Here is a 12,768-nt window from a genome sequence, read left to right on the forward strand (position 1 = left end):
AGAAATATAAATTTCCGACCTTGGCAAGGAAACGATTCTAAAACTGAACTCATCGAAATGCGAAAATAGCTCAGTTGGTAGAGCACGACCTTGCCAAGGTCGGGGTCGCGGGTTCGAGTCCCGTTTTTCGCTCTCTCGAAAGAGGATGCTCGAGTGGTGGAACTGGTAGACACGCAGGACTTAAAATCCTGTGGCCATTGCGGCTGTGCGGGTTCAAGTCCCGCCTCGAGTACAGCTTGAAAATTAAGGAGTTAGATTATCTAACTCCTTTTTTATTGTTCACATACACCTAAAAAGATACCCTCAAATATACTTTTTGAAACACTATCATTACACATTAGGGACGTGCCCTAATGTGTAATTTTCAATAAATACACCTCCTCTCCTCTATAACTCACTGAGAATATCCCCCAAAACAACAACACTTTATTGTATTTCTCAAAATGTTTGACCTCCCTTAACAACATTTTTGTGAAGAATTGTTCAAATACTATTTTTACACATTAGGGCACGTCCCTAATGTGTAATTAATAAAAATACGGGAAAAAAGTATCGGGAAGGATAGAAGCAAAGTCTTTTAGTTTCTATTTGTTTATTGTAACATTATGCATAGCAATCCATAATAAACTGATTCGTTTCTGAGAAGAACATTTATTTTCTAATGTTATTTTTTACTTTTGGGATACCCTTCAAATAATTTTTCTCACAGCCTAACTCTCATTTTCAAAAGCCGGAGCTTCGGGAAAATCGATTTTATTATGGGTAATATTATTGACAAAATTAGTCACCATTACCTGAGAAATCAGTAATATCACATCTACCAGATTTTCATTTTTATACCCGGCAGCATAAAAGTTTTTCAGATTTTCCTCTCCGATTTTACCACGTTTTTCTACAATTTCCCGGGTCAAAGCAGTCAATACGTTTAAGCGGGAATCGAAGGTAACTTTCCCTTTTCTGAGTTCAATAATTTGTTCTTCTGTAAATCCGATCGCTTTCGCCATAAAAGTATGAGCACTCAGACAATAGAGACATTCATTCACCTGGCTGGTTGCCAAATAAATAGCTTCTGCTTCCTTGTCGGTCAGAGAAGTTTTCTCCCGGGTAAAATGTAAATAACTCTTTAAAGCGACAGGAGAATAAGCAATAAAGGCATACACATTGGGAATAAATCCGAAAGCCATTTTTAATTCATCTAAAATCCGTTGATTTTGTTCGGGGATTTTTTCATCTTGAGGAATCTTAAACTTATCCATCCTTCTATTATTTATACTTCATTTATCAGAATTTCCTATAGCTTTTATTTACGCTTATTTTCTCATAAAGTTATCTATATCCCTGAATGTTCCGGTAATATCGATTTATTTTCCAAAAAATCCGGTCAGATATGAAACCTTTCGCAAAGGTTCTCGTTTGATTTGCTGTGACTCGCAACTAAACTAACCTAATCTGATAGCACAATTTCATGAAGAATTTTGTGTCCCTCCTTGCCTACGGCAAGGAGTTTTTTATTATTTTTGGACAAACGATTGGGGCATGAATACAGACAGGCGACAAACAGCTTCTTTTTTATTTGAACAAGAACGCGAAAAAGTTCAACGGAATTTTTCTGTAATGGTTAAATGTGTCGGTCCTGTTTGCAATTTAGACTGTGACTATTGTTACTACCTGGACAAAAACGCCCTTTATCCGGATAAAAAATTTAGCCTGCAAGGATTTCGCATGAACGAACAAGTCTTGGAAAAACTGATCCGCGACGTAATTACTTCACAACCGCAGAAACGAATCGAATTCATATGGCACGGAGGCGAACCGACGTTATTAGGAATAGACTATTTTCAAAAAATCGTGGATCTTCAGCAGAAATATGCAGACGGAAAAGAAATTGCCAATTCTTTTCAGACCAATGGTACTTTGATCAACGATAAATGGGCCGAATTCTTAGCTTCTCATCATTTTCTATGTGGGTTGTCCTTAGACGGACCACAAAAATTTCACGATAATCACCGACGTTTTATAAACGGACAGGGATCCTGGGAAAAAGTGATGAAATGCATAGAACTATTTCACGAATATGAGGTAGAATTCAACACCATGTCTGTTGTAAACGCTTCTAATAGTAAACAGCCTGCTCTTATATACGAATTTCTGAAAAGTACAGGAAGTCGTTTTATGCAATTTTCCCCGATTGCCGAAAGAATTGCTCTGGATGAGCACGAACCTTTGTCGGTTGTCAGCAACACTTACAAAAAAGAGACAGCTGTTATGCAGGAGAATGTAAGTGCAATAGATTGGGGAAATTTTCTCTGTCGCATCTTTGATTTATGGGTAAAAAAAGATGTGGGAGAATTCTTTATCAATTATTTCGACAATACCTTGGCCGCTTATATCGGCCAAGCCCCTTCTCTTTGTTCGATGGCACCGTTTTGTGGTTGTTCGCCCGCCATCGAACACAACGGCGATGTATACTGTTGTGACCACTTCGTTTTCCCGGAAAATCATATCGGAAATACAACGAATTTATCTCTTGCTGAAATGGTAAAAAGCGACAAACAGCTTTTCTTTGAACAACGGAAGCAAGACACGCTCTCGGCACAATGCCGGGCTTGCGAATTTTTACCTATGTGCGGAGGGGACTGTCCCAAAAACCGGTTCGTAAAAAATGAAGCCGGAGAATACATCTCTTGCCTTTGCCAAGGATTTCAGATGTTTTTCCGGCATACTCAAAAACAGTTTGAATTTATGGCGAATGAACTCCGTCACCAACGTCCTCCGGCCAATATTATGAAAAAGTTTAAGCACAAAATCTAATATATGGAAACATATAAAGCTGCCCCTAACAGATATCAGCACATGTCCTACCATCGTTGCGGAAAAAGTGGACTACTACTTCCTGCCCTTTCTCTGGGGCTCTGGCATAATTTCGGAGAGGTCGATCGATTTGATCATTTCAGTCAAATCATTTATACCGCCTTCGATCACGGAATCACTCACTTTGATTTGGCCAATAACTATGGACCGCCTCCTGGTGCAGCCGAGGAAAATTTCGGACGGATTTTAAAAAAAGGCTTGAAACCTTACCGGGATGAAATTCTTATTTCAACCAAAGCCGGGCACGAAATGTGGGCCGGTCCTTACGGGCAATGGGGAAGCCGGAAACACCTCATGGCCAGCATAGACCAAAGCTTAAAGCGCATGGGAGTAGAGTATGTCGACATCTTTTATTCCCATCGTCCCGATCCCACTACTCCCTTGGAAGAGACGATGGGTGCCCTTTCCGATATCGTCAAACAAGGAAAAGCGCTCTATACAGGTATCTCCAAATACGATGTCCCGCAAACACGAAAAGCAGCAGCTTTATTGAAAGAAGCAGGAACACCCTGCCTGATCCACCAGGACCGCTACTCTCTGTTTGACCGACACATAGAAGATGGACTTCTGGAAACCATACACGATCTTCACATGGGGATGATTGCTTTTTCTCCTCTGGCACAAGGCTTATTGAGCAATCGTTATCTTCAAGGAATTAGTCCCGATTCCCGCGCAGCAAAATCCACCGGTTTTTTACAAAAAGAACAAGTAACAGAAACCGTGCTCCACAAAGTCCGCCACTTAAGTATAATCGCCCAGCAACGCGGACAAACTTTAGCGGAAATGGCTCTGGCATGGTTACTTCATAACGATAGGGTGACTAGTGTAATTATTGGGGTCAGTTCTGTAGATCAATTACTGAATAACCTAAAAGCCATCGCAAACACCGAATTTTCCAGCTCCGAACTCGAATCTATCCGACAAATATTATAACGAAAAAGGGGCTATCCAAAATGGATATCCCCCTTTTCTCGTTTTTATTACTATTTTTAAAATTGATTTTCTGGCTTTATACTATTATTTATTCCGGAAAACAATCTCGTTATTTTTCACATCCACTACGATATGATTGTCTTTGGATACTTTTTCCGATAAGATCTGCTTTGACAAATCGTTCAGTAAAGTCCGTTGTATAATCCGTTTTACCGGCCGTGCACCAAACTGAGGATCATATCCTTCGTTAGCAATCCATTCGACAGCTTTATCCGTAACTTCCAATAAAATGCCGTTATTGGCCAACATTTTATTGACACCATTGATTTGTAACCGGACAATATCTACAATTTCATTTTTCTGCAGAGGGGTAAACATGATTACCTCGTCGATACGATTGAGAAATTCCGGACGAATAGTCTGTTTCAGCATCTCATACACCTCGGCATTGGTTTTCTCCACTATTTCATCCCGGTTCTTTTCGTTCAAATCCTTCAGTTTTTCCTGAATGATATGAGCACCAATATTGGAAGTCATAATAATAATAGTATTCTTAAAATCGACAACCCGCCCTTTGTTATCCGTCAAACGGCCGTCATCCAACACCTGCAACAAAATATTAAATACATCCGGATGAGCCTTTTCGATTTCATCCAACAAAATGACGGAATAAGGTTTACGTCTCACAGCTTCTGTCAGTTGACCGCCTTCATCATAACCGACATATCCAGGAGGCGCTCCAATCAAACGGGAGACAGAATGTCTTTCCTGATATTCAGACATATCGATACGGGTCATCTGACTTTCATCGTCAAACAAAAATTCGGCCAAAGCCTTTGCCAATTCTGTTTTCCCTACCCCTGTCGTCCCCAGGAAAATAAAAGATCCTATCGGTCGTTTGGCATCTTGCAGACCGGCCCGGTTCCGTCTCACGGCATCAGCCAAGGCAGCAATAGCGACATCTTGTCCTACCACCCGCCGGTGTAATTCTTGCTCCAGAGAGAGCAATTTTTGCCGTTCACTCTGCATCATTCGATTCACCGGTATACCTGTCCATTTTGATACTACCGTAGCGATATCGTCAGCCGTCACTTCTTCCCGGATCAAAGATTCTCCGTTTTTCATGTCGGCAAGCTTTTGTTTCACCTCTTCTATACGGCCTTCCGCTTCTTTGATTTTTCCATAACGCAGCTCCGCTACCTTTCCGTAATCTCCATCCCGTTCAGCCCGCGTCGCTTCAAACTTATATTGTTCTATCGCATCTTTATTTTTCTGTATCTCATCAATTAATGAACGTTCCGATTCCCATTGGGCCCTTAATTTGGTCCGTTCCTCCGTCAGGTCTGCCAATTCTTTTTTAATATCGTCCAGCTTCTTACTGCTCCCTTCCCGCTTCAAGGCTTCTTTTTCAATCTGCAATTGCTGGATTTTCCGGTCCAATTCATCAATTTCCTCCGGTACAGAATTCATCTCCAAGCGAAGACGGGCAGCCGCTTCATCGACTAAGTCAATAGCCTTATCGGGCAAAAAACGATCGGAAATATACCGATGAGATAATTCTACCGAAGCAATAATTGCATCATCTGTAATCCTCACTTTATGGTGATTTTCATATCTTTCCTTCAATCCCCTCATAATACTGATGGCGCTCATTACATCCGGTTCGTCAATCATGACTTTTTGAAACCGCCGCTCTAAAGCTTTATCCTGTTCAAAATATTTCTGATATTCATTCAAGGTAGTAGCCCCAATTGCCCTCAAATCCCCACGGGCTAAAGCCGGCTTTAAAATATTAGCCGCATCCATAGCGCCGTCGGACTTCCCGGCTCCAACCAACGTATGAATCTCATCGATAAACAATATAATCTCTCCTTCCGAGGAAATTACTTCATTTACCACTGCCTTTAGCCGTTCTTCAAACTCCCCTTTGTATTTTGCTCCGGCAATTAAAGCCCCCATATCCAACGAATAAATTTGTTTGGAAGCCAGGTTAGAAGGTACATCTCCATTTACAATCCGCTGGGCTAAACCTTCAGCAATCGCCGTTTTTCCTACTCCCGGTTCCCCGATTAATATAGGGTTGTTTTTCGTACGCCGCGAAAGGATCTGTAACACCCGCCGAATTTCATCATCCCGCCCGATAACCGGATCCAGTTTTCCATTCCGGGCTCTTTCATTCAAATTGATCGCAAATCGTCCCAACGAATCATAGGTAGACTCCGCTGACTGCGAATTCACCTTCGAACCCTTCCGCAACTCACCAATTGCAGCCTTGGTCTCCTTTTCCGTCATTCCACTATCCTTCATCAATTGAGCGACCTGATCCCTCCCCTCCAAAAGTCCTAGTAAAATATGCTCCAAGGAAATATACTGATCTCCCATCTCACTGGCAAAACGAGTAGCTTTCTCTAAGACTCTGTTGGCATCCGACGAAAGATAAACCTCTCCCCCCGAAACGCGTGGATAGGTATCAATAATCCGATCCAAGGCCGATAATAAATTATTACTGTTGACGCCTAATTTATTAAAAATAAAATGGGTCACATTTTCTCCAACCTCTACAACCGCCTTTAACAGATGTCCTGTTTCAATGGCTTGTTGGCCTTTTGCTTGAGCAAGCTGCACCGCTTTTTGCAATGCCTCTTGCGACTTAATAGTATAATTATCTGTATTCATAATCTCGTACTCCTTTCTGTTGTAGACAGCGTACAAAACTTATACCGAATCCACCTCTAAAAAGTTTCAAAGAAATTTTTACAGTTTTACAGACATTTTGACACAAATATCCCCCAAATAATGTCAAAATGTCTTTTTCTATTCTTCGTATGCATTTTTTTCCTATCTTTTTCTCAAGACAGGAATAAATTTTAAAACCGTCATTGGATTTTTAGGGGGTTAAAAAGATTTTCCAAGAGCTGATCCGTATAAGAGGAAAAACATTAATTCGAAAACGCATAGTTCACTATATTCGCTTCTATTTTTCGAATTTCCTCCGAAACAGGCTGTATATTAAAAGTTTCACCATTCTGCTTTTGTACTGCTTCTGTTTTAAATTCCTCATAAAATATACATAAACGCTCTTCCTTTATAATTCCCCAAACTGGCGGAGCATTTTTATACAATTGTTGTAAACAAGGAAAATCTTCCGGAAATTTATAACTCTGATTAAAAATCGGATGCTCCCAGCCTATCTTTATTTGTTTTTCCTGAGGAAATAATTTACTCAGTACCGGGGAAAAATCCTCACTTTTTCCGACTGTATTATGAATTTGCAAAAAGCCTCCAGCCTCGGTATATTCTTGCAAATTATGTATTTCTCCGGGAGAAAAAACAGGAGTCCCCTCACTTTCTGCATAAACAAAGGGATATTCAAAAATAATCCTATCAGCAGTATCCACCCAAACAGGAATACGTGCAAAATCAGAACCCAGATTTTTATTATAAAAAGAAATCAAATGGATCCAGTATCCTTTCACTTTCTCATTTTCAATTCCCTTTTGTTTCAGTAAAGCAATTTTCTGTTTGGTCTTTTGTCCCCATATCCACCGGGGTATAAATGCAAATAATGCAACGACCAATAATATTTTCAAAATATCTTCCATCAATCAAACGAATTGAAGACTTTATTAAATAAAATTCTGTCTTTCACTCTTCTGTCCGGCTTTGCAAACATTCACAACTCTACAAATCTCCCTTGTTGTTCATTGAGGAAATTTATACTATGGCAAGCCACCACACCAGCGGTCTCCGTACGTAAACGACTCGGACCTAATGTTATAGAAACAAACCCATATTTTGCAGCCTCCGCCACTTCCTCTTCTGAGAAATCTCCCTCCGGGCCGATCAAGATGACGGCATCTTCACCTGCCGTATATACTTCATCCAGCCGTTTTTTGGTACCAGGCTGACAATGAGCAATAAACTTATGTTTATACTGACAGTTCACAAGAAATTCCTGAAAACGCATCATCGGATGTAAAACCGGCAGATAAGCCTTTAACGACTGTTTCATCGCAGCCACGATGACCTTTTCCAAGCGCTCTTCTTTCACTACTCTCCGTTCGGAATGAGCAGCCGCTATGGGTGTGAACTCGTCTATTCCTATCTCCGTACACTTCTCCAGAAACCATTCCGTCCGTTCTATATTTTTTGTAGGAGCGATTGCTATATGCAGACAAAACGGCCGTTTTTCATACTGCCGGGTACAGGCGGTGACTTTTACCTGACATCCTTTTACATTCGCCACTGTAATGATCCCCGAATAAAAACCACCTCTCCCGTCTACTAAAGCAACAGTATCTCCCTCTTCTAAACGCAATACTTTTATACAGTGTTTTGATTCTTCCGGATTCAACCGATATATCTCTCCTTCTATATCAGGAGTATAAAATAAATGCATATTTCTTCTATTCGTTTACAAATTCACTTTATGTTTTTTTTCAGACCGATCTTTCCATAAAGCGATCCCCACTCCTATAAAAACCGGAATAAGAGATTGAGTAGCCTTCCACAAACCCTCGAATGCCTCCGTCAGCGTACCGGTCTTTCCCATTTGATAACAAAAAACCGTCACTAGCATAAAATAGACAAGAAACAGATATAAAATTAAAAATATACTAACCTTTTTCATCCTCTTGAGGCAATTTAGGTGCTGATTATTCAATCGTTTTCACGCCACTCACCGAACAACTTTTCACCTACAAATTCACTATCACCAATCGATAAACAAAGGTATAAATAAAAACAAAATTAAAAACAATTTCCTTCTCCGACAGCTTCGAATTGTTTTCCGAAATATTGCCGGTAGGCATAAAAAATGCCGCTCGTAAGCGGCATTTTGTAGGATTTTTATTCGTCCTCTTCGGCTTCGTGATAAGCTTTCAAAAGCTCGTCCTGAATTTCAGCCGGTACTTTTTCATAACCGGCAAATTTCATACCGAAAGTAGCACGCCCTCCTGTAATCGAGCTCAGGGCTGTAGAATAGCGCTGCATTTCTTTTAGAGGTACTTTGGCTATAATCTTTTGGAAACCGCTATCAGCATCCATACCCATAATGACAGCCCGACGGGTCTGTAAATCGCTCATGACATCTCCCATATCTTCTTCCGGCACCAACACTTCTACATCATAAATAGGTTCCAATACTTTAGGTCCGGCATTTTTAAAAGCTTCACTAAAAGCATGTCTTCCTGCTAAACGGAAAGAAATTTCATTTGAATCAACCGGGTGCATTTTTCCGTCATAGATACATACCCGGATATCTCTGGCATAAGATCCGGTAAGCGGGCCTTCTTCCATTTTCTCCATGATTCCTTTTAAAATAGCCGGCATAAAACGAGCCTCGATGACTCCCCCCACGATACAATTGTAAAATACCAATTTCCCTCCCCAAGGCAGATCGTATACTTCTTTTCCTTTCACCGACATTTTACTGTCCACCCCTCCGATTTTATAAGAAGTCGGTTCCGGCATTCCTTCTGTATAAGGTTCGATGACCATATGTACTTCTCCGAATTGTCCTGCACCTCCGGATTGTTTTTTATGACGGTAATCTGCCTGAGCATACTTTGTAATCGTTTCCCGATACGGAATCTTTGGAGCAATAAATTCTATCGGCAATTTATCATTGTGCTCAATACGCCATTTCATTGTATTCAAATGGAACTCTCCTTGTCCCGACAGGATCAGCTGCTTCAGTTCCTTCGAATATTCAACCAGTAAAGAAGGATCTTCTTCATGCATCCGGTTCAAAACTTCTGCCACTTTTTCGTCATCGTTCTTATTGACAGCTTTCACGGCAGTACGGAAGCGGGGTTCGGGATATTTAAAACCAGGGAATTGATAATCACAGTCCTTTTCATTTAAAGTATCTCCGTTTTTCGTATTCTTCAATTTCACCGTAGCCCCGATATCGCCGGCTTTCATTTCGGTTATTTTTGTCCGGTTCTTTCCTGCTGCTGCAAAGAGTTGAGAAAAGCGTTCCTTTGTATTATTTGTCATATTGGTGAGATCGTCCCCTTCCTTCAAGGTACCCGACATTACTTTAAAGTAATTGATTTCCCCTAAATGAGGCTCTATAGAAGTAGCAAAAATAAATATAGAAGCTGGTCCGGCAGCATCATAAGGAACCAAGCGCCCGTCAATTGTCTCCGTTCCAGGCATTACAGCAGCACTCGGGGCAACATTGACCAAAAATTCCATAAACCGCCTTACACACATATCTTTTTCTGCAGACACACAGAAAACAGGAAACATATCCCGCGCAATCAAACCGGCCCGGATCCCAGCCCGCATTTCATCTTCTGACAAACTTCCTTTTTCAAAATACAATTCCATCAACTTCTCATCATTCTCGGCAGCAGCTTCGATTAAAGCATTGTGTAATTCGTCCGCTTTTTCTTTTTCCGAATCCGGAATAGGCAATACCTCGGGTTTTCCTCCTTCCGGTTTCCATTTATACATCTCCATCTTCAAAACATCCACGACCATATTGAACTCATTTCCCTGATTGACAGGATATTGCACCTGCACAACTTTGGGACCGAAAGAGGCCCGCGCATGCTCTATCGTCTGTTCAAAGTTAGCCTTTTCATGATCCAATTGATTGATAATAAAAATCATAGGTTTATTCATCCGTTTGGCATGACGGCTTATAATTTCTGTTCCGACTTCGATTCCTTTTACTGCATTCACCACCATAACTGCTGTATCCGCAACTTCCAGCGCAGAGATAACACCTCCGACAAAATCATCAGCCCCCGGAGTATCAATAAAATTCAACTTCTGGTCTTTCCATTCTGCATATAAAACAGCCGGAAATACCGAAGAACCATACTCCTGTTCAACGGGCCGGTAATCAGAGGAAGTATTTTTAGCACTTACGCTACCTCTGCGCGGGATGACCCCGCCCTCATACATCATCGCCTCAGCAAGTGTGGTCTTACCGGAACCAGCACTCCCTACAATAGCGATATTTTTAATCTCGTTAGGACTATAGGTTTTCATGGTAATCAGTTTTAAGTTATTATAATTTTACGTTTCAAACGTTTTAAAACGGTTCACAAATTAAACACAATTTTTGAAAAAAACAAGAAAGCCCAGGGTTATAAACGGCAGAAGGTTGCACTAGAAATGCAACCTTCTGAATTTTAACATAAAACTAAAGGATTCTACCGAATCGGAAAAGAAATGATAAACCGACTTCCTTTTCCCACCTCACTCTCTACCCGAATGCATCCTCCGTGAGCTTCCATAAAATCCTTAGAAATAGCCAATCCCAATCCGCTGCCCTGCACCTTGGTTCCCGGCACTCTGAAATAACGTTCAAAAATACTCCGATGATAGCGGGGATCTATTCCCTTTCCGAAATCCTGTACATAGATATCTAACCACCCTTCTCTCTTTTTTGCCCCCACAATAATACGGGAGTTCTCTTTCGAATAGTGAATTGCATTGGACAATAAATTCGTTACAACCCATGCAATTTTTTCACTGTCTATAAATAATTTAGGCATCTTCTCTTCCGGATAATCCACCTCTATGTTACAGCCAAACCGTTCAGCCAGCATACGTGTTGCATTGATCGCATAATTGATCAATTCAATCGGCTTTGTAATTTTCGGACTCAGCTGGAGCTTACCCGTTTCTACTTGTGTCATTTTCAATAATTCCCCTGTTATACTGAGAAGCCGATCGCTATTTTCCCGAATGCTCTGAGACAAGGCTTGTTGTTCTTCATTCAAGGCCCCCACTCTCTTGTCTTCCAGCAATTTTAAACTCATCAATATTGCAGAAATCGGTGTTTTCAACTCGTGGGAAATAATAGAAATAAAAACAGTTTTCGCAGAATCCAATTCTTTAAATTCAGTAATGTTTTTTAATAGTATGACATCCCCGACATACTGTTGTTCCGATTCCCCCGTATGAGCCACACGCATCTCAAGGTAATTCGCCTGAAAATAGCTCTCTTTATTGTCTGCATAAATTTTCAAAGGTTCCCGTTTTTCATTTGGCTGTACCAATTCACGAACCAAACGCCTCAGCAAATCATTCTTCAAGGCCACTTCGTCAGCTTGTTTTCCCAAGATATTCTCCCGGGTTAAATTCAATACAGACAAAGCTTCATCGTTGACAAACAACACTTTGCGATGCTTATCCAATCCGATAATCGGCTCGTGTATACTATTTACAACAGCCTCGACATATTTTTTGGCCGTCAGCAAGTCCGCCAAAGTACTCCGGCGATATTCCGTCAACTTTTCTGCCATATTATTAAAAGAGAGGGCTACCTTTCCAAATTCCTCAGTAGAAGAAAAATGCAAGCGTTTATCGTAGTTCCGGTTAGCAATTTCCATAATTCCGTCAGTCAGTTCCTGTATCGGCCTTACCAACCTCCTGGGAAAAACTACTAATAATATCAAAGCAACAAGAATACAAGATATATCAACCAAATACACCCACATCATAGCCCGATCGGCAGTACGAGCCGCCACCTCACTTTTCCGATGGATAGAGGCCATATTCAAACTCATAATATCGTGTAAATCCTGACGTAGATGCTGTAAATTTACGGGATTCAGATCTTGTTTATATTTTTCGAAATGTCGCGCTAATTTCACTGTCGCATCCTCTTCATCTATTTCCGTAATGTTCCGTTGCTGCCGTTCCAGATTTTCTATAAATATCTGCCTATTCGTCGTATCTGCCTGTATATTTTCCAAAGCGTACAACATTTTTTTTGCATAATCCAGCGACTTATAATTATCCGCCAGAATATTCCGGGTATCAGCAGATAAATTACTGATATATTTTACAGACAATAAGCCCAATGCTACTATCATCGCAAACAATATCCCGATCCCATAGGTCAATTTCGTCTTTAATTTCATAACTCTGTCTTGCCTCCACTTTTATACATATTTATATTTCCTTTCAGGAGAAAAATATTTTTCTTTCTTCCCCTCC

General features: G+C 40.7%; 9 protein-coding genes and 2 tRNA genes. 4 read left to right on the forward strand and 7 right to left on the reverse strand.

Annotated elements, in window-relative coordinates; all coding sequences use genetic code 11:
* Nucleotides 1-59 precede the first annotated feature (59 nt).
* Nucleotides 60-132, forward strand: a tRNA-Gly gene (locus tag HMPREF9449_RS12620).
* A gap of 15 nt (nt 133-147) precedes the next feature.
* Nucleotides 148-232 (forward strand) — tRNA-Leu (locus HMPREF9449_RS12625).
* A gap of 478 nt (nt 233-710) precedes the next feature.
* Here HMPREF9449_RS12625 and HMPREF9449_RS12630 read toward each other — a convergent pair.
* Nucleotides 711-1,256, reverse strand: a complete 546-nt coding sequence (locus HMPREF9449_RS12630) for a carboxymuconolactone decarboxylase family protein (RefSeq protein WP_009137650.1) — start codon at nt 1,254-1,256, stop codon at nt 711-713.
* Between the two features lie 280 nt (nt 1,257-1,536).
* Between HMPREF9449_RS12630 and HMPREF9449_RS12635 the strand changes: the two genes are divergently transcribed.
* Together HMPREF9449_RS12635 and HMPREF9449_RS12640 are read left to right on the forward strand one after the other, a co-directional pair.
* A complete protein-coding gene (locus HMPREF9449_RS12635) occupies nt 1,537-2,811 on the forward strand; it encodes an anaerobic sulfatase maturase (RefSeq protein WP_009137651.1) in 1,275 nt (424 codons plus the stop codon).
* A 3-nt stretch (nt 2,812-2,814) separates the two neighbouring features.
* Nucleotides 2,815-3,804, forward strand: coding sequence for an aldo/keto reductase (locus HMPREF9449_RS12640; RefSeq protein ID WP_009137652.1), 990 nt, complete (start codon nt 2,815-2,817; stop codon nt 3,802-3,804).
* A gap of 84 nt (nt 3,805-3,888) precedes the next feature.
* Here the strand turns inward: HMPREF9449_RS12640 and clpB are convergent, their stop codons facing one another.
* From clpB to HMPREF9449_RS12670, 6 genes are all read right to left on the reverse strand, one after another.
* On the reverse strand, nt 3,889-6,480 hold the full coding sequence (gene clpB / locus HMPREF9449_RS12645) for an ATP-dependent chaperone ClpB (protein WP_009137653.1): 2,592 nt from the start codon (nt 6,478-6,480) through the stop codon (nt 3,889-3,891).
* Nucleotides 6,481-6,743: 263 nt separating this feature from the next.
* On the reverse strand, nt 6,744-7,406 hold the full coding sequence (locus HMPREF9449_RS15980; RefSeq protein WP_009137654.1) for a DUF4159 domain-containing protein: 663 nt from the start codon (nt 7,404-7,406) through the stop codon (nt 6,744-6,746).
* Nucleotides 7,407-7,477: 71 nt separating this feature from the next.
* A complete protein-coding gene (locus HMPREF9449_RS12655) occupies nt 7,478-8,203 on the reverse strand; it encodes a 16S rRNA (uracil(1498)-N(3))-methyltransferase (protein WP_009137655.1) in 726 nt (241 codons plus the stop codon).
* Nucleotides 8,204-8,218: 15 nt separating this feature from the next.
* Complete coding sequence (locus HMPREF9449_RS12660) at nt 8,219-8,434, reverse strand: hypothetical protein (RefSeq protein ID WP_009137656.1); 216 nt, start codon at nt 8,432-8,434, stop codon at nt 8,219-8,221.
* 218 nt (nt 8,435-8,652) lie between these two features.
* A complete protein-coding gene (locus HMPREF9449_RS12665; protein WP_009137657.1) occupies nt 8,653-10,809 on the reverse strand; it encodes an elongation factor G in 2,157 nt (718 codons plus the stop codon).
* Between the two features lie 164 nt (nt 10,810-10,973).
* A complete protein-coding gene (locus HMPREF9449_RS12670; protein WP_009137658.1) occupies nt 10,974-12,692 on the reverse strand; it encodes a sensor histidine kinase in 1,719 nt (572 codons plus the stop codon).
* Nucleotides 12,693-12,768: the final 76 nt, after the last annotated feature.

Origin of the sequence: Odoribacter laneus YIT 12061 (genome assembly GCF_000243215.1) — a bacterium.
GTDB classification, from domain to species: domain Bacteria; phylum Bacteroidota; class Bacteroidia; order Bacteroidales; family Marinifilaceae; genus Culturomica; species Culturomica lanea.

Bases quoted from the DNA above. Each gene is read 5' to 3' on its own strand.
- HMPREF9449_RS12665 (WP_009137657.1), bottom strand. From the start codon at position 10,809: ATGAAAACCTATAGTCCTAACGAGATTAAAAATATCGCTATTGTAGGG.
- clpB (WP_009137653.1), bottom strand. From the start codon at position 6,480: ATGAATACAGATAATTATACTATTAAGTCGCAAGAGGCATTGCAAAAA.
- HMPREF9449_RS12635 (WP_009137651.1), top strand. From the start codon at position 1,537: ATGAATACAGACAGGCGACAAACAGCTTCTTTTTTATTTGAACAAGAA.
- HMPREF9449_RS12670 (WP_009137658.1), bottom strand. From the start codon at position 12,692: ATGAAATTAAAGACGAAATTGACCTATGGGATCGGGATATTGTTTGCG.
- HMPREF9449_RS12640 (WP_009137652.1), top strand. From the start codon at position 2,815: ATGGAAACATATAAAGCTGCCCCTAACAGATATCAGCACATGTCCTAC.
- HMPREF9449_RS12630 (WP_009137650.1), bottom strand. From the start codon at position 1,256: ATGGATAAGTTTAAGATTCCTCAAGATGAAAAAATCCCCGAACAAAAT.
- HMPREF9449_RS12660 (WP_009137656.1), bottom strand. From the start codon at position 8,434: ATGAAAAAGGTTAGTATATTTTTAATTTTATATCTGTTTCTTGTCTAT.
- HMPREF9449_RS12655 (WP_009137655.1), bottom strand. From the start codon at position 8,203: ATGCATTTATTTTATACTCCTGATATAGAAGGAGAGATATATCGGTTG.
- HMPREF9449_RS15980 (WP_009137654.1), bottom strand. From the start codon at position 7,406: ATGGAAGATATTTTGAAAATATTATTGGTCGTTGCATTATTTGCATTT.